Raw genomic sequence first — 23,552 nt, 5'->3', positions numbered from 1 at the left:
TTGAAGAGTTCGGGATCGACGTTGGCGATGGTGCTTTCGGCTCTATCAAACATACGGGTTCCGTTAAGTGTGTTCAGGTTGACCGGGTCTCGCGCCGAACGCGTAGCGGGTACGCGGCGCTGCTGGCGCGCTGTGGAAACAGGCCAGCCTTGACGTGGCGGAACAAGGTGCCGCACACGCGAGGCAGGACAGCCACGGCCGGTGAAGGCCCAGCAGCGCTAAGTGAAGCGCGCGGAATTCGGCTGCCCAGGCGAACGGCAAAACGGCACCCTGCGCTTCACGGTGGGTCGTTCCACCTTGAGCCCCCGTTTGAGCCGCGCCGCAACACACCATTCGTGCCGTTCACGCAGCTTGAAAGGCAAGTATTACAACGATTGCCATTCAGGGACCCTATCGCCAGTCACGCAGGGATTGAGCGCGTTAGTGTATTGGATGCGACCGGAATAGGCAACCTGGGAGGCGGCCGCAGAGGCCGCCCGATGCTGCACCGCCAAGGCCTGCGCGAAGGCGCTCTTCCGCACCCGAAAAACCCGGCTGCGGACGGCCCGGCGCCCCGCCCCACTGCCCGGCTGGCCTCGGTGCTCCCGCTTCCTTGCCGCAGCGCCGCATTGCAAGTAGGCTTTCCCCTTTCTTCGCCTTGCACTGACCAGGGAACAACCATGATCGTCTTCGTCACCGGCGCATCCGCGGGATTCGGCGCCGCCATCGCCCGGGCCTTCGTCAAGGGCGGACACCGCGTCGTCGCCACGGCGCGCCGCAAGGACCGTCTCGACGCCCTCGCCGCGGAACTGGGCGACGCCCTCCTGCCGTTCGAACTCGACGTGCGCGAGCGCGCCGCCGTCGAAGCCGCGCCGGGCGCGCTGCCGCCCGAATTTGCCGACATCGACGTACTCGTCAACAACGCCGGCCTCGCGCTCGGCGTCGAACCCGCGCATAAAGCCGATCTCGACGCCTGGGAGACCATGATCGACACCAACTGCACCGGGCTCGTGCGGGTGACGCGCGCGTTCCTGCCCGGCATGGTGGCGCGCAACCGCGGCCACGTCGTCAATCTGGGTTCGACGGCGGGCAGCTGGCCGTATGCGGGCGGCAACGTCTATGGCGCGAGCAAGGCCTTCGTGCGCCAGTTCAGCCTCAATCTGCGCGCCGACCTGACCGGCACCGCCCTGCGCGTGACGGACATCGAGCCCGGCCTGTGCGGCGGCACGGAGTTCTCCAGCGTGCGCTTTCGCGGCGACGAGGCGAAAGCGGCCAATATGTATAAGGACGTGCAGCCGCTCAGCCCCGAGGACGTCGCCGATTCCATCTACTGGATCGCCACGCGTCCCGCGCACGTCAACATCAATACGATCGAGTTGATGCCGGTCGCGCAGTCGTTCGCCGGTCTCAGCGTCCATCGGGGCTAAACCCATCGCGGCCAAACCTTTCATTTTTCTTTCTTGCGTCAGTCGTACGAACGGCGTGGCGACTACGCGTTCCGGTAGAATGCGCGGCATGGAAAGATCTCCCTCCAACCCGGATGCGACCCCATCAGCGGCTGCAGCCGGCTTTAGCTGGCCGGTACGCGTCTATTACGAAGACACTGATGCCGGCGGCATCGTGTTTTACGCGAACTATCTGAAGTTCTTCGAGCGCGCGCGCACCGAATGGCTGCGCGCGTGTGGCGTCGATCAGCGCAGGCTCGCCGAGGAATCCGGCGAGCTGTTCGTCGTGTGCAACACCACGCTCGACTACAAGTCGCCCGCCCGCCTTGACGACGTCGTGACAATCGTGACCCGGATTACCAAACTGGGTCGCGTGGCGGTCGATTTCATGCAAACTGCATGGCGCGGCGACACGTTGTTAGTCAGCGGAAAGATTCGCGTTGCCTGCGTGAATGGTGCAGAAATGCGCCCTGCAGCCATTCCTGACCACGTTTTTGACGCTTTGGAGCGTGGCATGAAGAAAGTCTTGCCGGCCGTGTCAACGGCTGCCCAGTAATTGCCGTTGATACGACGCCAGTGAACTCGCGTCGGTCGATTCATGACCAGGCTGGGTTCGGTTGCGACGGCGCGACGCCTTTCCATTTGCCTTCGGAAAAATTCGCGTTGTCTTGCAGCCGCTCGCCCCTTGCGGGACGTTAACAAGAACCTCTATGAACACTACACAAGATCTGTCGATCCTTTCTCTCGTTCTTAATGCGAGCGTCCTGGCACAGGCGGTGATGGGCTTGCTCCTGTTGCTGTCCCTGATTTCCTGGACTTTCATCTTCCGCAAGTGGTTTGCCATCCGCCGTGCGCGCCGGCAGACCGAGAATTTCGAGCGCGATTTCTGGTCGGGCGGCGACCTGCAGGCGCTCTATCAGAGCGCGGCCAACAACCGTCACACGATCGGCGCGCTCGAGCGTATCTTCGAGTCGGGCATGCGCGAGTTCCTCAAGGCCAAGGAGAAGCGCCTGAACGATCCGAGCCTCGTGCTCGACGGCGCGCGCCGCGCAATGCGCGCGGCCTTCCAGCGTGAAATGGATGCGCTCGAGGCGAACCTCTCGTTCCTCGCGTCGGTCGGCTCGGTGAGCCCGTACATTGGTCTGTTCGGCACGGTCTGGGGGATCATGAATGCGTTCCGCGGCCTCGCGAACGTGCAGCAGGCCACGCTCGCGAACGTCGCGCCCGGCATTGCCGAAGCGCTGACGGCCACCGCGATCGGTCTGTTCGCGGCCATTCCGGCGGTCGTCGCGTACAACAGCTACGCGCACGACATCGACCGTCTCGCGATTCGCTTCGAAACCTTCATCGAAGAGTTTTCGAACATCCTGCAACGTCAGGCCCACTAATCTTCACCAGCTAGCCAAGGAGTCGAAGATGGGAGGCTCAGTCCGTTCGAGCATGCGAGGCAGCCGCTCGCGCCGTGCGATGGCCGACATCAACGTCGTGCCGTATATCGACGTGATGCTGGTGTTGCTCGTGATTTTCATGGTGACGGCGCCGCTGGTCGCGCCGTCCATCGTCAACCTGCCGACCGTCGGCGGCGCAAGCCAGCAGCAGCAGACGCCGCCCGTCGTGGTCAACATTCGCCCCGACGGCAATCTGAGCGTACGCTACAAGGATGATTCGGGCGCCACGCAGCAGGAAAACATGACGCGCGCCGATCTCAACGGCTTCGTCGCCGACCGCGAGCAGAGCCATCCCGACCAGCCCGTCGTGATCGCAGCCGACAAGTCCGTCAAGTACGAGACGGTGATGAACGTGATGTCCGACCTGAAGTCGCACGGCGTCAAACGTGTCGGACTGCTCGTCAAATCGCAATGACCCGGAACAAAGATTCGTATCCGCTGCAGCCTCCGCGCGAGCGAGGCACGGGACGTGCTCTTGCGCTTGCCGTGGTCATGCATGTGCTGCTCGGCTTGTTCCTCTACCACGGCATCCACTGGCAGAACAGCACGCCGGCGGGCGAAGAGGCGGAACTCTGGACCGAGGTGCCGGACATGTCGACGCCGCGGCCCTTGCCGCCGCCCGCGCCCGTCACCCCTGCCCCGCCTCCGCCGCAAACGGAGGACGCCGACATCGCCCTGCAACAGCAAAAGCGTAAGCAGCAGGAGGCGGCACGCGAAGCGCAACTGGCCGAGCAGCAACGTCTGAAGACGCAGCAGGAAGCCGAGGCGAAGCGTCAGCAGCAGCTCGCGGCCCAGCAGGCTGCGCAGCTCGCCTTGCAGCAGAAGCGGGCGTTGCTCAAGCAACAGCAGCAGCAAGAACAGCAGCAGGCCGCCGCCGACAAGCTCAAGCAGCAACAGCAGCAAGAAGCGCTGAAGAAGCAGCAGCAGGAAGAAGCACAGAAGCAGGCGAAGCTCGACGCGCAGAAGAAGGCCGACGCCGAAAAGGCCGCCAAGGCCAAGGCGCAAGCCGACGCCCAGGCGAAGAAGCTCGACGCCGAGCGGCGCGCGCGCATCGCGCAGATGCAAGGCTCGATGGGCGGCGGCGCCGGTACGAGCGGCAATGGTCTCGCGAAGAGCGGCACCGGCAGCGGCTCGGGCGGCAACGCGGCTTCGCCGGGCTACGCGGACAAGGTGCGGCGTCGTGTCCGCCCGAACATCATCTGGGCCGGCGAGACGGCAGGCCTCGAGACGGAGATTTCGGTGCATTGCTCGCCGAGCGGCACGTTGCTGTCGGCCACCATCTCGCGCAGCAGCGGCAATTCGCAGTGGGACGACGCCGCGTTGCGTGCGGTCCAGCGCTCGGATCCGATGCCGCTCGACACGGATGGCAAAACGCCGTCGAACTTTAAAATTACCTTGCGCCCGGCCAGTTAAGGGCGCCAATTGGGGCACAGGGAAGCCGGTGCACGGCAGCGGACCCAGGAACGATTCGAATGTTTTCGGGTCTCTCTGCTGTTGCCCGGTGTGACAAAAATCGCTTTTTCAGGAAACAGCACAGCATGAGTTTGATGACGAAGCTTGGCCTGCGAACTCTCGTCGCGTCTTGCCTGATTGCAGTCGGCGGCGCAGCGAACGCACAACTCAACGTCCTCGTCACTGGCGTGGGCTCCACCCAGTTCCCCATCGCCACGGCAAATTTCGCGGGCGAAGCGAATTCGCCGCAGCAAGTCGCCGCCATCGTGCGCGCCGACCTCGCGCGCAGCGGCAAATTCACCAATATCGACGCGGGTAGCGCACCGATCTCGGAAAACGACTCGGTCGACCTCGGCAGCTGGAAGGCCAAGGGCGCCAACGCCTTCGTCGCGGGCAGCGTAAACAAGCTCGCCAACGGCCAGTACGAAGTGCGCTTCAAGCTGTATGACACGGTGAAAGGGGAAGCCCTCGGCGGCCTCGTGCTGCAGAGCCCCGCCGGCGGTCTGCGCATGAGCGCGCACAAGGTTGCGGACTACATCTATCAGAAGCTGCTCGGCGACCGCGGCGTGTTCGCCACGCGTCTGTCGTACGTGATCAAGACGGGCAACCGCTACCAGCTGCAGATTTCGGACTCCGATGGACAAGACGCGCACATCGCGCTCTCGAGCCCCGAGCCGATCATCTCGCCGGCCTGGTCGCCTGACGGCACCAAGGTTGCCTACGTTTCTTTCGAAAAGAAAAAGCCCATCGTCTACGTGCATGACCTGCCTACGGGGCGGCGCGTCATGGTCTCCGACCAGAAGGGCAACAACTCGGCACCGGCCTGGTCGCCGGATGGCCGCACGCTCGCCGTCGCACTGTCGCGTACGGGCAACACGCAGATCTTCGCCGTCAATGCCGACGGCTCCGGCCTGCGCCGCCTCACGCAAGGCACGACGATCGACACGGAACCCACCTACTCTCCTGACGGACGCTGGATTTACTTCACGAGCGACCGCGGCGGCCAGCCGCAGATCTACAAGATGCCGGCCCAGGGCGAAAGCGCCGGCGCGGCCCAGCGCGTGACGTTCACCGGCAACTACAACACGAGCCCGAAGGTCAGCCCCGACGGCAAGGAACTGGCGTACATCTCACGCGCGGGCGGCGGATTTAAGCTGTACATTCAAGATCTGCAGTCCGGCGTCGCCACGGCGCTCACCGACACCACACATGACGAATCGCCCAGCTTCGCGGCGAACGGTCAGTACATTCTTTACGCCACTCAGGTGAACGGCCGTGGCGTGCTGGCTGCCGTATCGACCGACGGTCGGACGCGGCAAATCCTGTCCGTTCAGGGCGGCATCGTGCGCGAGCCGTCCTGGGGTCCTTTCATGCAATAACACTTCAGGAGAGCAAAAATGATGTCGAATAAAGTCCGCTTGGCCTTGGCCGTCATGATGATCGGTACGCTGGCCGCGTGTAAGTCGGGCGTCAAGACCGGTGAAAATGAAAACACCGGCGCAATGAGCACGCAGCCGAACCCGAACGCCGTTGCCCAGGTGAACGTCGACGAGCTGAACAACCCGAACAGCCCGCTCGCCAAGCGCAGCGTGTACTTCGACTTCGACAGCTACTCGGTCAAGGACGACTACCAGTCGCTGCTGCAAGCTCACGCGCAATACCTGAAGACGCACCCGCAACGTCACGTCCTGATCCAGGGCAACACCGACGAGCGCGGCTCGAGCGAGTACAACCTGGCACTGGGCCAAAAGCGTGCTGAAGCTGTGCGCCGCGTCCTCGCGCTCGACGGCGTGGGCGATTCGCAGATGGAAGCCGTCAGCCTCGGCAAGGAAAAGCCGGTCGCGCTGGGCCACGACGAAGAATCGTGGTCGCAGAACCGCCGTGCCGACCTCGTCTACCAACAGTAATTTGAGTATTGGATGAAGGGGCGTATGTCGCACCGTTTCTCCCCGCTGCGCTTGGCCGCAGCCGCCTGCGTAGCCGGTGCCGCCTTCGCGGCGCTGCCGGCTCACGCGGGTCTCTTCGATGACGATCAGGCGCGCCAGGCGATTCTCGACCTGCGCGCGAAAACGGACAATCTGTCTAGCCAGCTGTCCGCCGCCCAGCGCACGATCCTCGACCAGTCCAACCGCCTCGACCAGCTCAACCAGCAGGTCGCGACGCTGCGCGGACAGAACGAGGACATGGCGAACCAGTTGGCGACCCTGCAGAAGCAGCAGAAGGACTACTACACGGATCTGGACACGCGCCTCAAGAAGTTCGAGCCGCAGCAGCAGACCGTGGATGGCGTGCAGGGCACGGTTCAGCCGGGCGAGACCGATGCGTTCAACGCTGCTTCGCAGCTGTTTCGCAACGGCGACTTCAGCAAGGCCGCCTCTGCGTTCCGCAGCTTCATCTCGAAGTACCCGCAGAGTCCCTACCAGCCGACCGCGCAATACTGGCTCGGCAACGCGCTCTACGCGATGAAGGACTACAAGGGGTCGACCGCGACGTGGCAGAACGTGGTCAAGAACTATCCGCAGCATCCGCGCGCTGCCGACTCGCTGCTGGCGATTGCGAACAATCAGATCGAGCAGGGACAAAAGGCTGCGGCCAGGCGCACGCTCGAGCAGATCGTTTCGCAGTACGGCAGTTCGGACGTAGCGCAGACGGCGCAGAGCAAGCTCTCGCAGCTCAAATAAGCGCTGTCGCTCGCGGTTGCTGGCAGGCTTGTCGACGTAGCGCGGCTCTCGCAGGTTGACACCTGCCGGGAGCATCGCTATAATCTCGCTTCTCTTTTGGGTCGTTAGCTCAGCTGGTAGAGCAGCGGACTTTTAATCCGTTGGTCACAGGTTCGAATCCCGTACGGCCTACCAAAGAATCAATCAGAAAGCCCAGTCCTCGCGACTGGGCTTTCTGCTTTCAGGCGGCACTCTCCCTGGCGGACCCTCGCTGCGTCCTGCACGCATCAGCGTGTATACTCCCCCTCCCCGCTGTTCCTTCTTCCGTCGCACAGGCCACGTCATCATGAAGTTCTCGACTCTCGCCTGCGCCCTGCTCGCGCTGTTCTGGATCAGTCTGCGCGTACAGGCGCAAATGCAAGCCCCGCCCGAAGACTACGAATACCTGCGCCGCATTCGCGTGCCCGACGTCGTCGTCAACTGTATCTCCGCACTCGACGAGTGGGTGCACCAGGGCCAGCGCTACGATTCGCTGCTCGTGCCGGATCGCCGCGCGCTCACCGCGCACATCGAAACCCCCGCTCCGGAAAGCGCCATCACGCGTGTCTCGTCTTCGAGCGCCGTTGCGCCGGGCGCCGTGGCGCAAGCGTCGCCCATCGATACGCTCATCCATCTGCGCGGCTTCGCCAAGCTGCGCGGCAAGTACGCCTGGGTACCCGTGAAAGCGACCTGCGGTATCTGGCATACCCATGTCGTCGATGTCGCGCTGACGCCGCGCACGGCCAACGCGAGTTCGTCCATCCAATAAGGCCTACTGCACGAGCGCCGGTCCCGGCGCTCGTGTATCGCTGGCAACTCGCCTGGTTCTACTGAGCTTTCTCCACCCGTTGCATTGGCCGCCCGGTTGGCCTGCATAGGCACGTTGCGCATGCGCTGCGCGCGCAAAAAAGCCCGTGCTGCACATCGCTCGCACGGGCTCACTGGAGTCTATGGACGCTGCTTTCACCGCAGCGTCCGGCGGCGCACTCAGTCCGCCTTGACGCCTTCCACCTGAATCTGCAGCGTCGTGGCCATCTTGAAGCCATAGGCCTTGCCGTAATCCACGCCGTAGTCCGAACGATCGAACTGGGCCGTTGCGTCGGCGCCGCACACTTCGCGCTTGAGCATCGGGTTCTGGAAGCACTTGAACGAATCGATCTTGAGGTTCAGCGGCTTCGTAACGCCGTGCAGCGTGAACGTGCCAATCACTTCGACCGGCTTGTCGCCGTCGAATTTGATCGACGTGCCCTTGTAGACGGCGGTGGGATATTTGGCCGCGTCGAGCATTTCTGCTGAGCTCACGTGCTTGTCGAGCGACGCATTGCCGGTGTCGATCGACGAGGCGTCGATGGTCACGTCGACCGTGCCGGTCTTCGCCGCGCGGTCGAGCACGACGGTGCCCGAGCTCTTCGTGAACTTGCCGCGCCAGACCGAGACGCCGCCGAAGTGGTCGGCTTCGAAGCTCGGGTAGGTGTGCGACGGGTCGAGGTTGTACGTCGTGGCCGCCGCGAAGGCGGGCGTGGCGATGGCGGCGGCCAGCGCCGCGGAGATTGCCGCAGCGGCGAAAAGCGTGGTCTTCATGAAGGCGTAGGTCCTGGTGCGAATAAGGTGCGAATAAGGCGCGCGATGAAACGGCAGACCGGCGCGCGTCAGTGCGCGGCGGTCACGATGTGAAACTTGATCTGCACGTCGTCGGCGACGATCGACGTGTCTTTCCACTCGCCCGAGCCGATGCCGTAGGCGAGGCGCTTGATGGGTAGCGCGCCGTCGAACACCTGGTTCGCGCCGTCCTTGTGGTACTGCACCGGCACGACGACGTCGGTCGTCTTGCCCTTGATCGTGAGCTTGCCCGCGACCGTCCAGGCCCCGTTCGCGGCCGGCTTGATCTGCGTGGAAACGAAGGTGGCGTGCGGGAAGTGCGAGGCGTCGAACCATTCGTCGCCGGCGACTTCCTTGTTGTAATCGGGCGAGCCGAGGTCGAAGCTCGCGACGTCGACATCGAGCTTGGCGCTCGATGCCGCGGCGTTGGCCGGGTCGAAGTGCACGTCGGCGTTAAAGCGGTTGAAGCGCCCTTCCACCGGCACGTTCATCTGCTTGAACACGGCCGAGACGGAGCTCTTCGCGGCTTCGCCCGCGGCGTCGGCGTTCATGGCGAACGAAGCGGTGAATGCCGCGCCTGCGGCAAGCGCCACGCCGAGCGCGACGACGGAAACTTTGGAGGCAAGACGTTGGATCATGGCAATCGGTTCGCTATGAGCGGTGAAGAATGATTAGGGTAACGAACTAAGCGCGCGCGGGCGACACGGCGCTCAATCGCGCGGCGCGCCCGGCTTGCCGAAGGGCAGCATGCGCGCGAGGATGTTCTGACGGTCGAGCCACTGATGCTTCACGACCGCGAGCACGTGCAGCACGACCACGGCGAGCAGCGTGTAATTGAGCGAGATGTGGACGAGCCGCAGCACGCCCTTGAGCGCCTTGTCGGGGCCGATGATCGTGGGCAGCGGCCAGATGCCGAGGTACACGACCTGGATGCCCGCCGCGGAGCTATAGAGATAGCCGGTCACGGGAATCGCGACCATCAGCAGGTACAGCGCGAAATGGCCGGCGTGCGCGGCAGCGCGCTCCCAGCCGTGCATGGAGCCCGGCAGCGCGGGCGCGGCATGGGTCGCGCGCCACACGATGCGCACCAGCACGAGCGCGAGCACGCTCACGCCGATCCACTTGTGCCACGAGAAGTAGCGCAGCTTGGTGGGCGTGATGCCGGGAATGTCGGTCATGATCCAGCCGAGCGCAAAGCCCCAGACGATCAACGCGGCGATCAGCCAGTGCAGCAGCATGGCGACGCCGCTGTAGCGGCCGGTGGGCTTGACGGAACGATTCATCGACATGGGCATCCTCAACAGGGAACGCGCACTTTAACCCGGCGTCAGCCATTCAAACAATCGTCTAAAATTGATCGTTATCATCCATTTTCTCGATAGATCGATCCCGGACCGCTCATGGACCGCTCCCCGAGCCTCGAACAATTGCGCGCGCTGATCGCCGTCGCGGAAACCGGCAGTTTTTCGGCCGCGGCGCGCCAGCTCGATCGCGCGCAGTCCGTGGTGAGCTACACGATCGCCAATCTGGAGGCGCTGCTCGGCGTCGCGCTCTTCGAGCGCGGCAAGCGCAAGCCCGAGCTCACGGCCGCGGGGCGCGCGATTCTCGCCGACGCGCGCCGCCTCGATCTGCTCATGGGCCAGCTTAGCGCCAAGGCGGCCGGCCTGCAGCGCGGGCTCGAAGGCGAGGTCTCGGTGGCCGTGGACGTGATGTTTCCGTCCCCTCGGCTCGTGGAGGCACTCCAGGCGTTCGCGCTGGCCTTTCCGACCGTGGCGCTGAACCTCACCATGGAGGCACTGGGCGGCGTGCTCAAGCTCGTGCTCGACGGCGACTGCGCCATCGGCATCAGCGGGCCGAACCAGAACTGGCCGCACGTGATCGAGGCGCGCGCGATCGGCACCGTCGAGCTCGTGCTGGTGGCGGCGCCGAACCATCCGCTCGCGCAGGCCGCGCAGCCCGTGCGCATCTCCGACGCGCGCGAGCACACCCAGCTCGTGCTCACCGACCGCAGCCGGCTCACGCTCGGTCAGACCTTCGGCGTGTACAGCAACCGCGCATGGAAGCTCGGCGACCTGGGCGCGAAGCATCGTCTGCTGCTCGCGGGGCTCGGCTGGGGGTCGATGCCGCGCCATCTCGTCGAGGCCGATCTCGAAGCCGGACGCCTCGTGCGCATCACGCTCGCCGATCGCGGCTCGGTGAACTACAACATCTCGCTGATCCATCGCACGGACGCCGCGACCGGCCCCGCCTGCCAGTGGCTCAGCCACTATCTCGCTAGCGGCACGCCGCCGGAGACGGTGCAGGCCGACGCGTACTGAACGCACATCGGGCGCGACGGAAACGCATGCGGCACGCATCGTTGCGGCCTCATCGTTGTCCCCCATTCCTGCGCCCAGTTGCGTCGATACAACCCTCGCGGCGCTGCCTGACAATGCTTCACAAACTCGCCTGAACCGCGCCACGCGGCGCGCTCGCGCAAACGGGCGCCGTCATACGTGCCCCAAGCCGCGCTCAGACCATTTTTCGAGAAACATCGTCGTGCCATGATCGCGGCGCGTTGCCGGCCGATTCACGAACTGCGCGCGAACAGCATGGCGCGAGCCGCCCGCCCGACGCGCTTGTATCGCGCAGTGTATCGGCCGCCCTTTTTGTGCGTTGCCCGATACGACTCATGTCCACCTTCGTCTGCTGCCTGCTTTCAAATCTGGCGCTTCTCGCCGCCGTGCATCTGGTGTGCGGTTGCGCCCGCGCCATGCGCCCCGATCTGCGTGTGCGCGGCACGCGCGTGTTCATCGGCTTGATCGTGCTTGCGTTCGTGTTCGACACCGCGCTCACGTTCCTCGTGTTCGCCGATGCGGGCGGCCCCTGGCGCAACCAGAAGCCGGCCGAGACGTTCTTCGCGCGCACGGCCGCCTATCTGCTTGCGGCCGTGCTGGCGATCGTCCTCGCACGCGTCGCACGCCGCGCGACGCCGCCCGGCGCAATCGAGATCGAAACTTCGCCGTACAGCAAGTCGACGCTGCCGATGTGAGCGCAGCGCCGCTGTACTTACGCCGCGCTCACGCTTTCTTCTTGCCCTTATCGGACACGGCAGCGGCGGCGGGCGTTGCACCCGCGGGCGGCACGACTCCCGACCAGCCAGGCAAATAGCGCGCATCGGCGTCGTGAGCATGCGCAAGCGCGTCGGCGAGCGCCTTGTCGAAGTCCTTCTGCATGCTCGCCGCGCTCACCTTCTGGCGCAGATAGTCGGCCCAGAGGAATTCGCTGAAGGGCGTCGTGTCCTTCGCGTAGCCGCCCGCCACGCGCAGCTCGCCCGCGAGACTGCGATACGGGTCGTCGGCAAGACCAGAGAGCTGCTTGGGCAGCGCCGCGTAATCGCAACGGTCCCCTCGCGCATCGAACGGATGCACCCACTGGTTGTGCTCCATCATGCGCCAGAAGATCGTGGAGTCGAGCCACGAGAGGTCCTTGATGACCGTGACCCGCGCGCTCGGCACGCCCTCCTGGAGCCAGGCGAGCCCGAGATGGTGATGATCGACCACGTAATAGCGCTGCTTCGGACCGAGCACAGCGGGGAACCAGTGGTTGTCGATCGCCGCCGCGCGCCCTTTCTTGTCGAGCGATTTCCAGTGCGCGCGCTTGGTGTCGACCTCGCGAAACCCGACCGTGATCTGCGTCGGACGCAGTTCCTCGAGATTGACGGTGATGAGATGCAGATCGGTGCTGCTCGACAGGATCATTGAGCCCTCCCTCATGATGTTTTGATGATGTTTTGGTGGCGGTAATGCCGCACGCGCAACGATACCGCCGAACGATCATCCATTGAGCATGAAACGAGCGTGAAGCGCGTCCACTTTGCGCGAACCCTGTGTGGGGTCAACCCGCAGGCACCCGGGCACGTTCGTTGCACGCTCTCGCCGCTTGGCCTATAAATGCACCAGCGAGCACGCGATGGTGCGCCACTTTCACCCCGCCCGTCCCGAGCCCGCCAGCTTCGCCCCCCGGTTGCACAGTCGTCTCGCGTAGTCGCATCGCCATGCAGTGCCCTGCAGTGGGTTCCCTGCAGTTCGCGCGTCTTATCCGGCTCAATCACCGTATCAAGCGAGGGCATCTTGGATCTCGAAACCGTTCGCACATTCATCATGACCCGAGGCATCGACTTCGGGACCAAGGTCGTGGCGGCGATCGTCCTGTGGATCGTCGGGCGCTGGATCATCAACATGATCGCCGGCTTGCTGCGCAAGATGCTTTCGCGCAACCAGCGCGTCGATCCCACCCTCGCGCATTACCTCAGCTCCATCCTGTCCGGCATCCTGAACCTGCTGCTGGTCCTCGCGATTCTCCAGGTGTTCGGCGTGCAGACCACGTCGTTCGCGGCGCTGCTCGCGGGCCTCGGCCTCGCCATCGGCACGGCCTGGGGCGGCCTGCTCGCCCACTTCGCCGCGGGCATCTTCATGCAGGTGCTGCGCCCGTTCAAGGTGGGCGACTTCGTGACGGCGGGCGGCGTGACGGGCACCGTGAAGGAGCTCGGCATCTTCGGTACGACCATCATTTCGCCCGACAACGTCGTGAACATCGTCGGCAACAACAAGATCTTTTCGGACACCATCTCGAACTTCAGCGCCACGCCGGTGCGCCGCGTCGAGCTGACCGCGAAGATCGCCAACGGCGTCGATCCCGTCGAGGCGGCCAGCAAGCTGCGCGCCATGATCGCGAAAATCCCGAACGTCGCGCAGGAGCCGGCGCCCGACGTCGAGGTGCTGTCGTTCACGCCCGAAGGACCGCTCCTGTGCGTGCGGCCCTATACGAACAACGATCACTACTGGCAGGTCTACTTCGACACCAACCGCGCGATCGTCGAGACTTTCCGGGAGGCGGGCTATCCGACGCCGGAAACGCCTTCTCTCATTCGCCGCGTGGGCTAGGCGCCGCGCTGCGTAAATACCGCGCAAAGGAAAAACGGCATCGTCCCTCGTGGGGCGATGCCGTTTGTTTTGCGGAACCGGCCGCGAGCGCGGCTTCAGTTCTTCAGTTGCGATTGCCGTTCGGCCCGCGCACCGCGCCGCCGCGCGCGTTGCTCTTGCGCGTCATCTTCCAGAGTCCGCCGATGAGCACCGGCACGATCGCCGCGCCAATGCCCACGAGCACGATCACGTTGAGGTACTGGCGAATGAACGGGATGTTGCCGAAGAAGAAGCCAAGCAGCACGAGCAGCAGCACCCAGAACAGCGCGCCCGCGATGTTGAAGAGCTGAAAGCGCCGCATGCTCATCTGCGAGACGCCCGCAACAAACGGCGCAAAGGTCCGCACGACCGGAATGAAACGCGCGAGCACGATGGTCTTGCCGCCGTGGCGCTCGTAGAAGTCGTGGGTCTTTTGCAGCGCCGCGCGGTCGAGGAAGCGCTCGAGCACGGGGATGCGCGTATTGAAGACCTTCGGGCCGATGGCGCGGCCAATCAGATAGTTGACGGTATTGCCCGTGACCGCCGCGACGATCAGCAGGGTCAGCAGCAGGCCGAGGTTCATCTCGTGCGTGGCCGCGAACGCACCGCCGATGAACAGCAGCGAATCGCCGGGCAGGAACGGCAGCACGACGAGCCCGGTTTCGCAGAACACGATCAGGAACAGGACCGCATAGACCCAGGCACCGTACTGGTGGATGAAGACTCCGAGAAACTTGTCGATGTGCAAGACAAGATTGGCAAACTGCAGCAGCGTATCCAAAAGTATCCCTTATTGGTCGTGGCATGGCCGCCTGCTCGAGGCGCGCGAGGCCGGTGTTGCGCGAGAAGCAAAATTGACCGCGCCATGATACCGAAAGTGCCCGTCGTCACGAAAAATTCCCTCGAAAATCCGCAAAAATCCCGCGAAAGCGCAGCGAAAGCCCCTCGAACGTCGGCAAAACCGGGGACGCAAGCGCACCCCGGGACCACCCGCGCCGACTCGCTATAATTGCGCTCATGTCTTCGAATCCCGATCTTGCCGGCGCCGGCGCTGTGTCCAGCAGCGTGCCCGACAGCGCCTCCGACGGCGCACCCGACTCTGCCGACAGCGCAGCCGCCCACACGAGCCCTGCAAGCACCGCAGCCGCTGACCACGCGCACGCCTCGCGCGGCGCGCAGCCCGCGCGCGCGATCCAGGCGCTGCCCGACCAGCTGATCAGCCAGATCGCCGCGGGCGAAGTGGTCGAGCGCCCCGCCTCGGTCGTGAAAGAGCTGCTCGAAAACGCGCTCGACGCGGGCGCGACCGCGCTGCGCATCCTGCTCGACGAAGGCGGCGTGAAGCGCATCTCGATCGCCGACGACGGCTGCGGCATCCCCGAAGCCGAGTTGCCGCTCGCGCTGCTGCGCCACGCGACCAGCAAGATCCGCTCGCTCGCCGAGCTCGAAAGCGTCGCCACGCTCGGGTTTCGCGGCGAGGCGCTGGCCTCGATCGCCTCGGTCGCCGAGATGTCGATCACGAGCCGCCCCGCGAGCGCCGCGCACGCCGTGAAGATCGACGCACATACGGGCGCGATTTCACCGGCCGCGGGCGGCCAGGGCACGACGATCGAAGTGCGCGAGCTGTACTTCAATACGCCCGCGCGCCGCAAGTTTCTGAAGAGCGAGCAGACCGAGCTCGGTCATTGCCTCGAAATGATCCGCCGCAGCGCGCTCGCGCGGCCCGACGTGGCGATCTCGGTGCTGCACAACGGCCGCGCCGTCGAGCACTGGAACGCGAGCGATCCGGCCACGCGCGTCTCGAAGATCCTCGGCGAGACCTTCGCCACTGCGCATCTGCCGCTCGACGAGCGCGCCGGGCCGCTCGCCGTCTACGGCTGCGCGGGCTTGCCCACGGCGAGCCGCAACCGCGCCGATCAGCAATACTTCTTCGTCAATGGCCGCTTCGTGCGCGATAAATTGCTCACGCATGCCGTGCGCGCCGCCTACGAAGACGTGCTGCACGGCGAGCGCTATCCGTCGTATGTGCTGTTCCTCGACCTGCCGCCCGAGGCCGTCGACGTGAACGTGCATCCGTCGAAGATCGAGGTGCGCTTTCGCGACTCGCGCTCGATTCACCAGTTCGTGTTCCACGCGGTCCAGCGCGCGCTCGCCCGCCATGCGGGCGCTTCGCCCGAAACCACCTCGGGCGGCCACGCCGCGCTGATCGAGCCGCGGCCCGCGGCGGGCGCCGGCGTGCTGGGCGGGTCGGCGGGGCTGGCTTCCGGTGTTTCGGGCGCTTTCGGCGCCTCGCATAACGCTGATGCCGCCGGCACGCCGGGCAAGTTCGGCACGGCCAGCGTCGCGAGCAGTTTCGGCGGCTCGGCTAGCGCATTCCCGGGCGGCGCGGGAGGCCGCGCGTCGGGGTTCGGGTCGAGTGGATCGGGCGGATCAAGCGGATCGAGCGGCGCGGCGGGATCGGCCGGCGGCAACACCTGGCTGCGCCAGTCGCGCATGACCCAGGGCAGCCTGCCCGTCGCGCAGCCGCTCGCGCTCTATGACGCCCTCTTCGGCCGCAAGGACACAGGCGCAGGCACCGCGGACGGCGCGACCGTGCCGCAGGCCGCAGACGGCGCCGCCTCGCCCGACACGCTGTCGGCACAAACCACGCACGCCACCCTCGACGCCCGCGACGACCACCCGCTCGGCTTCGCGCTCGGTCAGGTGCACGGCATCTACGTGCTCGCGCAGAACGCGCGCGGCCTCGTGATCGTCGACATGCACGCCGCGCACGAGCGCATTCTCTACGAGCAGTTCAAGCAGGCGCTCGCCGAGCGCTCGCTTGCCGTCCAGCCGCTCCTGATCCCCGTCTCGATGACGGCCGATCCCGTGGAAACCGGCACCGTCGAGGAAGAAAAGGCCACGCTCGAAGCGCTCGGCTTCGATCTCGCGGTGCTCTCGCCCACCTCGATCGCGATCCGCGCGGTGCCCGCGTTGCTGAAAGACGCCGACCTCCAGGCGCTCGCGCGCGCCGTGCTCACCGACCTGCACGCCTACGGCGGCTCGCGCGTGCTGACCGAGCGCCAGCACGAGATGCTCGGCACGCTCGCCTGCCACCACGCGGTGCGCGCGAACCGGCGTCTCACGCTCGACGAGATGAACGCGCTGTTGCGCCAGATGGAAGCGACCGAGCGCGCCGATCAGTGCAATCACGGCCGGCCCACCTGGTATCAGCTCACGCTCGCCGATCTCGACCGGCTCTTCATGCGCGGCCAGTGACGCACTCATGACGCAACCCAGCGAAGCACTGCCCATCGCGTGCCTGCTCGGGCCCACGGCTTCGGGCAAGACCGCGGCCGCGCTCGCCTATGCGGCCGAACAAGCCAGCGCGGGACACGGGCGCGCGGTCGAGATCGTGAGCGTCGATTCGGCGCTCGTCTATCGCGAGATGGACATCGGCACGGCCAAGCCGAACGCCGAGGAGCGCGCGGCGGCCGCGCATCACCTGATCGACATCGTCGATCCCGCCGAGGCCTACTCGGCTGCCAACTTCCGCGCCGACGCCCTGCGCGTGACCGGCGAGATCCTCGCGCGCGGCAATGTGCCCTTGCTCGTGGGCGGCACGATGCTCTACTACAAGGCGCTCACCCAAGGGCTCAACGATCTGCCCGGCGCGGACCCCGCCGTGCGCGCGCAGCTCGACACCGAAGCGGCGCGCGACGGCTGGCCCGCGCTCCATGCGCGTCTCGCCCAGGTCGATCCGCCCACGGCCGCGCGCCTCGCGCCCAACGACTCGCAGCGCATCCAGCGCGCGCTCGAAATCTTCATGCTCTCGGGCCAGCCGATGTCGGCGCTGCTCGCCGCGCCGCGCTCCAGCGCCACGCACGAGGACGAAGCCGCGCGCTACCGTTTCGTGCCCATCGCGCTAGAACCTTCGGACCGCGGCGTGCTGCACAAGCGCATCGAACAGCGCTTCGACGCCATGCTCGCCGCCGGCTTCCTCGACGAAGTGAAGGCGCTGCGCGCGCGCGGCGATCTCGATCCGAACCTGCCGTCGATGCGCTGCGTGGGCTATCGCCAGGCCTGGGAATACCTCGACCGCGCCGTTGATTACGCGACGATGCGCGACAAGGGCGTGTTCGCCACGCGCCAGCTCTGCAAGCGCCAGCTCACGTGGCTGCGCGCGATGCCGGAGCGCATCGTCATCGACTGCTGCGCGGCCGATGCGACCGCGCAGGCCGTCGCCGCCATCTCGGCCGTGGTGCGCGCACCGGGCTAAAGCCGCCGAGCCACTAAGCACCAGGGCACGGCCCGCGCGCGAGCCTGTTCACTACAGGCTACGCGCACCACCCGAAAGCGCCGCGCCATCTCCCTCCTCATTTGTGCGCCACAGCATCACCGCCGCTTGTCCGCCCGGCGGGCTCACGCGCGCTCGTCCACGACGAAACCATCGCAACGCGCCACCAAAAACTCGCCCAAGCCGTCTTGACTTTCGCCGCACCGAATACGATCATTCGTTCATCAATCGAGCAATTGCTCGAAATCCAGCTCGACCGAATTCAAATCCAGCGAGCAGCGCACAGACGCGCCCATCAGGCGCGCGGAGCCGCCCTACCAAGACAGGAGACATACATGGACAGCGAACGCAGCGACGCGAACGTGATCCTGCACATCGGCGCCGGGTCGTTTCACCGCGCGCATCAGGCGTGGTATCTGCACCGCGTGAATCTCACGCGCCAGCCCGACGAGCCCGCGTGGTCGCTCACCGTCGGCAACATCCGCGCCGACATGAACGCCGTCATGGACGCGCTCGCCGCGCAGCATGGCGCCTACACGCTCGAAACGGTCACGCCACAGGGCGAGCGCGCCTACGAGACGATCCGCTCGATCACGCGCGTGCTGCCGTGGTCGGCCGACCTCGCGGCGCTGGTCGAGGCCGGCGCCGATCCCGCCTGCAAGATCATCGCGTTCACGGTGACCGAGGGCGGCTATTACCTCGACGAGCACGACCGCCTCGACACGACGAACCCCGATCTCGCCGCCGACCTCGACGGCGCGCGCACCACGATCTACGGTGCGCTCGCCGCGATACTCGAAGCGCGCATGGCGCGCGGCAACAACCCTGTCACGCTCCAGACCTGCGACAACCTGCGCAGCAACGGCAAGCGCTTTCACAAGGGCATGCGCGAATTCCTCGCGCTGCGCGGCGCGACGGCGCTGCGCGACTGGTTCGACGCCCACACCGCCTGCCCTGATTCGATGGTCGATCGCATCACGCCGCGCCCCACGCCCGACGTGCGCGAACGCGTGAAAGCCGCGACCGGCTTCGACGACGCCTGCCCCGTGATGGGCGAGGCGTTCATCCAGTGGGTGATCGAGGATCACTTCTGCGCGGGGCGTCCCGCCTGGGAGCGCGCGGGCGCGGAGCTGGTCGAATCGGTGATGCCGTACGAGGAGGCCAAGATCCGCATTCTCAACGCGACGCATAGCTGCATCGCCTGGGCGGGCACGCTCGTCGGGCTCGACTACATCCACGAAGGCACGAACGACGCCGACATCCGCAGCTTCGCGCGCGAGTACGTGAGCGAGGACGTGATCCCCTGCCTCACGCCCAGCCCGCTCGATCTCGCGAAGTACCGCGACGTGGTGCTCGAGCGCTTCAGCAATCCGTACATCCAGGACACGAATCAGCGCGTGGCCGCCGACGGCTTCTCGAAGATTCCCGGCTTCATCGCGCCGACGCTCGCGCAACGCATCGCAGCCGGCGCCACGCCCGCCGCCACGGCCATCCTGCCCGCGCTGTTCCTGCGCTTCCTGCAGCGCTGGAGCGAGGGCACGCTGCCGTATCCCTACCAGGACGGCGTGATGGACGGCAAGGCCGTGAAGGCGATGTTCGCGTCGAGCGATCCGCTCGCCGTGTTTTGCGCCGACAAGCTGCTCTGGGGCAGCCTCGCGGGCAGCGCGCCGCTCGCGAGCGCGCTGCGCGACGCGCTCGCGCGCGTCGATGCGTGGCTCGCGAAGCGCGGATGCAGCGTCTGAACCCGTGCGCCGCGGCCTTCGCGTTTCCCCCTTTCGCGCATGAAGCCGCACCGCAGCGCCCCTGGGTCGGCGCCCATGGCGCGGCCCGGCGCGCGCGGCTAAAGTAGCGCCTCCACCCTCAAGACTTTCGCGCGCGCCCATGTATCTCGGCATCGACCTCGGCACCTCAGAAGTAAAAGTCCTGCTGCTCGCCCCCGACGGCCGCGTGATCGGCACCGCGGGCTCGCCGTTCACAGTCTCGCGCCCCCAGCCGCGCTGGGCCGAGCAGGACCCGGCCGACTGGTGGGACGGCACGCGCCGCGCGCTCGCCGCGCTGCGCGAGAAGCATCCGCATGAATTCAGCGAGGTGCGCGGCATTGGCCTCTCGGGGCAGATGCACGGCGCCGTGCTGCTCGACAAGAGCGACACCGTGCTGCGTCCCGCGATCCTCTGGAACGACATGCGCGCCGTCGACGAATGCGCCGAGCTCACCGCGCGCGCGCCGCAACTGCATCGCGTGGCCGGCAATCTGGCGATGCCGGGCTTCACCGCGCCCAAGCTGCTGTGGGTCGCGCGCCACGAGCCCGAACTGTTTCGCAAAACGGCCTGCGTGCTGCTGCCGAAGGACTGGCTGCGCCTGAAGCTCACGGGCGGCAAGGTCTCCGATCCCTCCGACGCGGCGGGCACGTTGTGGCTCGACGTCGCGAAACGGGACTGGTCCGACGCGCTGCTCGACGCCTGCAACATGACGCGCGCGCAGATGCCCACGCTCGCCGAAGGCAGCGCACCTTCGGGCACGCTGCTGCCGGCCATCGCGCGCGAGTTCGGCCTGCGCGAAGGCGTGGTGGTCGCGGCGGGCGGCGGCGACAACGCCACGAGCGCGATCGGCATCGGCGCCGTGCAGCCCGGCGACGGCTTCGTCTCGCTCGGCACCTCGGGCGTGCTCTGCGTGATCGGCGACCGCTTCCGGCCCAATCCGGCCTCGGCCGTGCACGCGTTCTGCCACGCGATTCCCGAGCGCTGGCATCAGATGAGCGTCGTGCTCTCGGCGGCCAGTTGCCTGCGCTGGGTCTGCAAGCTCACCGGCACCGACGAACCCACGCTGCTCGCCGAAGTCGAGCGCCTCGCGCCGCAGACGCTCGCGCATGCGCCGCTCTTTTTGCCCTATCTCTCGGGCGAGCGCACGCCGCACAACGACCCGTACGCACAAGGCGTGTTCTTCGGCATGACGCACGCGACCGACCGCGCGCTGCTCGGCTACGCCGTGCTCGAAGGCGTGACGCTCGCGCTCACCGACGGCCTCGACGCCTTGCGCGCGGCCGGCACCGAAGTGGGCCCGCTCTCGATGCTCGGCGGCGGCGCGCGCAGCGCGTATTGGGCGCAGCTCGCGGCCGATGCGTTCGACACGCCCACGCGCCAGCACGGCGGCGGCGAGACGGGCGCGGCGCTCGGCGCGGCGCGTCTGGGCTGGCTCGCGGCGGGCGGCGCGTTCGACGAGGTGCTCACGAAGGCGCCCGTCGCCGCCGAATACACGCCCGACGCGGCGCGTCACGCCGCGCTGCGAGAGCGGCTCGACGCCTACCGCTCGCTGTACCGGCACGTGCGGCCGCTGTTCGATCCCGCGCGCGCGAAGCTCGCCTGAGCGCGGCGGACGTTTCCATTACACTTGGCTTCAAATAACGCGGATCCAGACCCACCCCGCTCACGCCTACGCACCGCCAGCCCGCCCCGACGACCACCGTGCCCAAGTCCACCGAAAAACTCGATCTCGCCACCCGCGCTGCCTGGCTCTACTACGTAGCCGGCAACACCCAGAACGAGATCGCCGAAAAGCTCCAGGTGTCGCGCCCGGTCGCGCAGCGCCTCGTCGCGTTCGCGGTCGAGAAGAACCTGATTCGCGTGCGCGTCGATCATCAACTGGCCAACTGCCTCGCGCTCGCGGACCGGCTCTCGAAGCGCTATGGCTTGTCGATGTGCGAAGTGATCCCCGTGGACGACGACACGCAGGAGGCCATCGACCGCAAGCTCGCGGTCGCCGGCGCGCAGGTGATGGAGCGCTATCTGACCGAGGAGCGGCCGATGGTCGTGGCGGTGAGCAGCGGGCGCACCTTGAAGGCCGCCGTCGATCAGATCGCGCAGCTCGAGAGGCCGCAGCACCGGCTCGTTTCGATGGTGGGCGCCATTGCTCAGGATGGCTCATCGAATCGCTACGACGTGGCGCTGCACATCTCCGAGAAGACGGGCGGCAAGCACTTCCTGTTGCCGGCGCCGCTCATCGCCGACAACGAGGCCGAGCGCGCGCAATGGTGCAATCACCGGCTCTATCGCATCGTCGAATCGCTCTCGGCAGAGGCGGACGTGGCCTTCGTCGGGATCGGCAATATCGGCGAGCATTGTCCGCTGCATGAAGACGGCTTCCTGACCACGGACGAAGTGCACGAGCTGATGCGTCTGGGCGCGATTGCGGAAATGCTCGGCCTGCCGATCGACGCGCGCGGCAAGCGCGTGGATTCGCCCACGGGGCGGCGCGTGACGAGCCTGCATCTGGACTCGCCGCCGAAGCGCCCCACCATCGGCTTCGCGGGCGGCGCGCGCAAGCGCGATGCGGTGATCGCGGCGCTCAAGGGCGGCTGGCTTTCGGGGCTCGTGACCGATGAGGATTGCGCGCGGGCGGCGTTGGGGGATGGGGGCTGAGGGGACCACATTCGGTTGCCGCGGCGCCTGCGTTGCAAGTCTCGCCGAAGATTCGATAGTGCAAGACCGCTATTTAACCGGATAGGTTTGGGCGAGCGCCTTGCGTATTGCAGCGGCGTTGGCATATCGCGCGTGTTGCGTTGTCCCGTCACGGAAGCCACATTCGCACTGCCCAATGAACGGCGCGCTGGCATCGCCCTGCAATCCCACAAAGACAGCGCCTCGAGAAGCGGACCCCGACAGCTTGTACACGTAGCCGTCGTAGAAGTCGCCGCCGTAGTCGTAATGTTTCTGCGGGGTCTGCACGAGCACGACGAGACTCTTGCTCTTCGGCGTATGGTCCGCATGGGAGAAAAATACTGAGGCAATCTGCGGGAAGCCGCCATCTTGTTCATAGCGATCGAACAGCATGTCGTGCCAGCCATGATTGGCATCTTCGAATGCGAGATGCGCATCGAGGGTATAGGGATGATTGCCATCAGTGTCGCCTGGCAATACCGCATCGTTGGCGACAAAGTAAATCCATGCGCCAGGCATGACCGTGCTCGCATCGATGATGGGCGGCTGCAATTCATGTTTGTCGTCGAGTTGCTTTTGCACCTGCTGTTGCACTTGCGCTGGCGGCTCTGCAGCGCGTGCCAGCAGCGAGAACGACATCAATAACGCACCCGCAGTACAGATACTCGCTACGGCATTTCGAATCATCTTGCACCCGGTCTAATCTGAGCACTCATGGCTTTCGTGAACATGTACCCGCTTTTGCAGCGAGAGAACACAAGATGATAGCGCGGCGCTCGATTGGGACTATGCATCGAGACACAAAAAACCTGCTCCAGGCGGTCCTTATTGGCAACGTAATTGACGACTCGCCCTTGGCCACGGCGGCCTTCTTTTATGAGATGCCTTCGCCTGCGCTCCTTATAGCATCGTGGATACCAATCCCAGGTAAGGAGCGTTCATGTATCTCATCGATGATGAATTGCCGTACTACAAAACAGGTCTCTTTACTCCTCGATGGAATCATCGCCAAGGATGCAAACCCGTGAGTATCCAAGGTATCTCATTTGATAAACCGCCACCGCCGCTGCCTCAACCGCCAAAGGAGAAATCGGCGCCTATAAAGCAGGACGTGATCAAAGTCCCGCCCTTCGACATCCAGGAGATACCGGACGCGATGAGGCTAGAGCACATGCCCATATCGGCGAAGCTCATGGAGCGCTGGTTTGCCGGCGTGCTGAACTACGCGCCAACCGATGCGGACCTCAAGGCCGAGAAAAATCAGCAGGGCGCCCCTTATCC

24 protein-coding genes, 1 tRNA gene and 1 riboswitch are annotated in these 23,552 nt (G+C 65.7%); of the genes, 19 read left to right on the top strand and 6 right to left on the bottom strand.

The genetic code is table 11. The features are described 5' to 3' along the window. Positions 1–237: 237 nt before the first annotated feature. Positions 238–414: riboswitch (ZMP/ZTP riboswitch) on the bottom strand. Between the two features lie 245 nt (positions 415–659). From ydfG to U5775_RS36670, 10 genes are all read left to right on the top strand, one after another. Next, positions 660–1,406, top strand: coding sequence for a bifunctional NADP-dependent 3-hydroxy acid dehydrogenase/3-hydroxypropionate dehydrogenase YdfG (ydfG, locus tag U5775_RS36715; protein ID WP_322063036.1), 747 nt, complete (start codon positions 660–662; stop codon positions 1,404–1,406). Positions 1,407–1,485: 79 nt separating this feature from the next. Next, positions 1,486–1,980: a tol-pal system-associated acyl-CoA thioesterase gene (gene ybgC / locus U5775_RS36710; protein WP_415913749.1), complete on the top strand. Its 495-nt coding sequence runs from the start codon at positions 1,486–1,488 to the stop codon at positions 1,978–1,980. A gap of 154 nt (positions 1,981–2,134) precedes the next feature. Further along, a complete protein-coding gene (gene tolQ / locus U5775_RS36705; protein WP_238462678.1) occupies positions 2,135–2,812 on the top strand; it encodes a protein TolQ in 678 nt (225 codons plus the stop codon). A 28-nt stretch (positions 2,813–2,840) separates the two neighbouring features. Continuing rightward, positions 2,841–3,287, top strand: a complete 447-nt coding sequence (gene tolR, locus U5775_RS36700) for a protein TolR (RefSeq protein WP_322063034.1) — start codon at positions 2,841–2,843, stop codon at positions 3,285–3,287. After that, on the top strand, positions 3,284–4,285 hold the full coding sequence (tolA, locus tag U5775_RS36695; protein ID WP_322063033.1) for a cell envelope integrity protein TolA: 1,002 nt from the start codon (positions 3,284–3,286) through the stop codon (positions 4,283–4,285). Before tolR ends, tolA begins: the two co-directional genes overlap by 4 nt. 125 nt (positions 4,286–4,410) lie before the next feature. Continuing rightward, the gene (gene tolB / locus U5775_RS36690) at positions 4,411–5,703 is read left to right on the top strand and encodes a Tol-Pal system beta propeller repeat protein TolB (RefSeq protein ID WP_322063032.1); all 1,293 of its coding nucleotides are present in this window, start codon (positions 4,411–4,413) and stop codon (positions 5,701–5,703) included. A gap of 18 nt (positions 5,704–5,721) precedes the next feature. After that, positions 5,722–6,231, top strand: coding sequence for a peptidoglycan-associated lipoprotein Pal (gene pal / locus U5775_RS36685; RefSeq protein WP_322063031.1), 510 nt, complete (start codon positions 5,722–5,724; stop codon positions 6,229–6,231). A gap of 24 nt (positions 6,232–6,255) precedes the next feature. Continuing rightward, entirely contained in the window at positions 6,256–7,005 is a 750-nt protein-coding gene (ybgF, locus tag U5775_RS36680) for a tol-pal system protein YbgF (protein ID WP_322063030.1), read from the top strand. A 98-nt stretch (positions 7,006–7,103) separates the two neighbouring features. Then, a tRNA-Lys gene (locus U5775_RS36675) sits at positions 7,104–7,179 on the top strand. A 151-nt stretch (positions 7,180–7,330) separates the two neighbouring features. Further along, positions 7,331–7,792: a BspC domain-containing protein gene (locus tag U5775_RS36670; protein WP_322063029.1), complete on the top strand. Its 462-nt coding sequence runs from the start codon at positions 7,331–7,333 to the stop codon at positions 7,790–7,792. A gap of 218 nt (positions 7,793–8,010) precedes the next feature. Here the strand turns inward: U5775_RS36670 and U5775_RS36665 are convergent, their stop codons facing one another. The 3 genes from U5775_RS36665 to U5775_RS36655 form a co-directional block, all read right to left on the bottom strand. Beyond that, a complete protein-coding gene (locus U5775_RS36665) occupies positions 8,011–8,604 on the bottom strand; it encodes a YceI family protein (RefSeq protein ID WP_322063028.1) in 594 nt (197 codons plus the stop codon). A 68-nt stretch (positions 8,605–8,672) separates the two neighbouring features. Next, a complete protein-coding gene (locus tag U5775_RS36660; RefSeq protein WP_322063027.1) occupies positions 8,673–9,260 on the bottom strand; it encodes a YceI family protein in 588 nt (195 codons plus the stop codon). A 72-nt stretch (positions 9,261–9,332) separates the two neighbouring features. Then, positions 9,333–9,911 (bottom strand): cytochrome b, encoded by a 579-nt coding sequence (locus U5775_RS36655; RefSeq protein ID WP_415913748.1) that lies wholly within the window; start codon positions 9,909–9,911, stop codon positions 9,333–9,335. A gap of 111 nt (positions 9,912–10,022) precedes the next feature. Between U5775_RS36655 and U5775_RS36650 the strand changes: the two genes are divergently transcribed. Continuing rightward, positions 10,023–10,940: a LysR family transcriptional regulator gene (locus U5775_RS36650; protein ID WP_322063025.1), complete on the top strand. Its 918-nt coding sequence runs from the start codon at positions 10,023–10,025 to the stop codon at positions 10,938–10,940. Between the two features lie 353 nt (positions 10,941–11,293). Further along, on the top strand, positions 11,294–11,653 hold the full coding sequence (locus tag U5775_RS36645) for a hypothetical protein (RefSeq protein WP_322063024.1): 360 nt from the start codon (positions 11,294–11,296) through the stop codon (positions 11,651–11,653). 28 nt (positions 11,654–11,681) lie between these two features. On the opposite strand, the gene U5775_RS36640 is transcribed toward U5775_RS36645, so the two are convergent. Beyond that, positions 11,682–12,362: a ParB-like protein gene (locus U5775_RS36640; RefSeq protein WP_415913747.1), complete on the bottom strand. Its 681-nt coding sequence runs from the start codon at positions 12,360–12,362 to the stop codon at positions 11,682–11,684. A 372-nt stretch (positions 12,363–12,734) separates the two neighbouring features. On the opposite strand from U5775_RS36640, the gene U5775_RS36635 reads away from it, so the two are divergent. Then, positions 12,735–13,547, top strand: coding sequence for a mechanosensitive ion channel family protein (locus U5775_RS36635; RefSeq protein WP_322063023.1), 813 nt, complete (start codon positions 12,735–12,737; stop codon positions 13,545–13,547). A gap of 103 nt (positions 13,548–13,650) precedes the next feature. Here the strand turns inward: U5775_RS36635 and U5775_RS36630 are convergent, their stop codons facing one another. Continuing rightward, a complete protein-coding gene (locus U5775_RS36630; protein WP_322063022.1) occupies positions 13,651–14,346 on the bottom strand; it encodes a DedA family protein in 696 nt (231 codons plus the stop codon). A 236-nt stretch (positions 14,347–14,582) separates the two neighbouring features. Here U5775_RS36630 and mutL point away from each other — a divergent pair, with 236 nt between their 5' ends. The 5 genes from mutL (at position 14,583) to U5775_RS36605 (ending at position 22,253) form a co-directional block, all read left to right on the top strand. Next, entirely contained in the window at positions 14,583–16,820 is a 2,238-nt protein-coding gene (gene mutL / locus U5775_RS36625) for a DNA mismatch repair endonuclease MutL (RefSeq protein WP_322063021.1), read from the top strand. A gap of 7 nt (positions 16,821–16,827) precedes the next feature. Further along, positions 16,828–17,820: a tRNA (adenosine(37)-N6)-dimethylallyltransferase MiaA gene (miaA, locus tag U5775_RS36620; RefSeq protein ID WP_322063020.1), complete on the top strand. Its 993-nt coding sequence runs from the start codon at positions 16,828–16,830 to the stop codon at positions 17,818–17,820. Between the two features lie 353 nt (positions 17,821–18,173). Then, positions 18,174–19,580 carry a D-arabinitol 4-dehydrogenase gene (dalD, locus tag U5775_RS36615; RefSeq protein WP_322063019.1) on the top strand — a complete coding sequence of 469 codons (1,407 nt, stop codon included), beginning with the start codon at positions 18,174–18,176 and terminating at the stop codon, positions 19,578–19,580. Between the two features lie 139 nt (positions 19,581–19,719). Next, on the top strand, positions 19,720–21,201 hold the full coding sequence (gene xylB / locus U5775_RS36610; protein WP_322063018.1) for a xylulokinase: 1,482 nt from the start codon (positions 19,720–19,722) through the stop codon (positions 21,199–21,201). A 98-nt stretch (positions 21,202–21,299) separates the two neighbouring features. Beyond that, a complete protein-coding gene (locus tag U5775_RS36605) occupies positions 21,300–22,253 on the top strand; it encodes a sugar-binding transcriptional regulator (RefSeq protein WP_322063017.1) in 954 nt (317 codons plus the stop codon). Between the two features lie 69 nt (positions 22,254–22,322). On the opposite strand, the gene U5775_RS36600 is transcribed toward U5775_RS36605, so the two are convergent. After that, the gene (locus U5775_RS36600; protein ID WP_322063016.1) at positions 22,323–22,910 is read right to left on the bottom strand and encodes a hypothetical protein; all 588 of its coding nucleotides are present in this window, start codon (positions 22,908–22,910) and stop codon (positions 22,323–22,325) included. 301 nt (positions 22,911–23,211) lie between these two features. Here U5775_RS36600 and U5775_RS36595 point away from each other — a divergent pair. Then, positions 23,212–23,552 (top strand): DUF6402 family protein (locus U5775_RS36595; protein WP_322063015.1); only part of this gene is annotated, 341 nt, incomplete at its 3' end.

Origin of the sequence: Paraburkholderia sp. J63, from assembly GCF_905220245.1 — a bacterium.
Classification (GTDB): domain Bacteria; phylum Pseudomonadota; class Gammaproteobacteria; order Burkholderiales; family Burkholderiaceae; genus Paraburkholderia.
This window is presented reverse-complemented; position numbering and strand designations above follow the sequence as displayed.

Excerpts from the sequence above, each read along its gene's own strand:
- ybgF (WP_322063030.1), top strand. The coding sequence starts at position 6,256 with ATGTCGCACCGTTTCTCCCCGCTGCGCTTGGCCGCAGCCGCCTGCGTA.
- miaA (WP_322063020.1), top strand. The coding sequence starts at position 16,828 with ATGACGCAACCCAGCGAAGCACTGCCCATCGCGTGCCTGCTCGGGCCC.
- U5775_RS36655 (WP_415913748.1), bottom strand. The coding sequence starts at position 9,911 with ATGTCGATGAATCGTTCCGTCAAGCCCACCGGCCGCTACAGCGGCGTC.
- U5775_RS36600 (WP_322063016.1), bottom strand. The coding sequence starts at position 22,910 with ATGTCGTTCTCGCTGCTGGCACGCGCTGCAGAGCCGCCAGCGCAAGTG.
- U5775_RS36660 (WP_322063027.1), bottom strand. The coding sequence starts at position 9,260 with ATGATCCAACGTCTTGCCTCCAAAGTTTCCGTCGTCGCGCTCGGCGTG.
- tolA (WP_322063033.1), top strand. The coding sequence starts at position 3,284 with ATGACCCGGAACAAAGATTCGTATCCGCTGCAGCCTCCGCGCGAGCGA.
- dalD (WP_322063019.1), top strand. The coding sequence starts at position 18,174 with ATGGACAGCGAACGCAGCGACGCGAACGTGATCCTGCACATCGGCGCC.
- tolQ (WP_238462678.1), top strand. The coding sequence starts at position 2,135 with ATGAACACTACACAAGATCTGTCGATCCTTTCTCTCGTTCTTAATGCG.
- tolR (WP_322063034.1), top strand. The coding sequence starts at position 2,841 with ATGGGAGGCTCAGTCCGTTCGAGCATGCGAGGCAGCCGCTCGCGCCGT.
- tolB (WP_322063032.1), top strand. The coding sequence starts at position 4,411 with ATGAGTTTGATGACGAAGCTTGGCCTGCGAACTCTCGTCGCGTCTTGC.
- U5775_RS36670 (WP_322063029.1), top strand. The coding sequence starts at position 7,331 with ATGAAGTTCTCGACTCTCGCCTGCGCCCTGCTCGCGCTGTTCTGGATC.
- xylB (WP_322063018.1), top strand. The coding sequence starts at position 19,720 with ATGTATCTCGGCATCGACCTCGGCACCTCAGAAGTAAAAGTCCTGCTG.
- mutL (WP_322063021.1), top strand. The coding sequence starts at position 14,583 with ATGTCTTCGAATCCCGATCTTGCCGGCGCCGGCGCTGTGTCCAGCAGC.
- ydfG (WP_322063036.1), top strand. The coding sequence starts at position 660 with ATGATCGTCTTCGTCACCGGCGCATCCGCGGGATTCGGCGCCGCCATC.
- ybgC (WP_415913749.1), top strand. The coding sequence starts at position 1,486 with ATGCGCGGCATGGAAAGATCTCCCTCCAACCCGGATGCGACCCCATCA.
- U5775_RS36665 (WP_322063028.1), bottom strand. The coding sequence starts at position 8,604 with ATGAAGACCACGCTTTTCGCCGCTGCGGCAATCTCCGCGGCGCTGGCC.
- U5775_RS36650 (WP_322063025.1), top strand. The coding sequence starts at position 10,023 with ATGGACCGCTCCCCGAGCCTCGAACAATTGCGCGCGCTGATCGCCGTC.
- U5775_RS36640 (WP_415913747.1), bottom strand. The coding sequence starts at position 12,362 with ATGATCCTGTCGAGCAGCACCGATCTGCATCTCATCACCGTCAATCTC.
- pal (WP_322063031.1), top strand. The coding sequence starts at position 5,722 with ATGATGTCGAATAAAGTCCGCTTGGCCTTGGCCGTCATGATGATCGGT.
- U5775_RS36645 (WP_322063024.1), top strand. The coding sequence starts at position 11,294 with ATGTCCACCTTCGTCTGCTGCCTGCTTTCAAATCTGGCGCTTCTCGCC.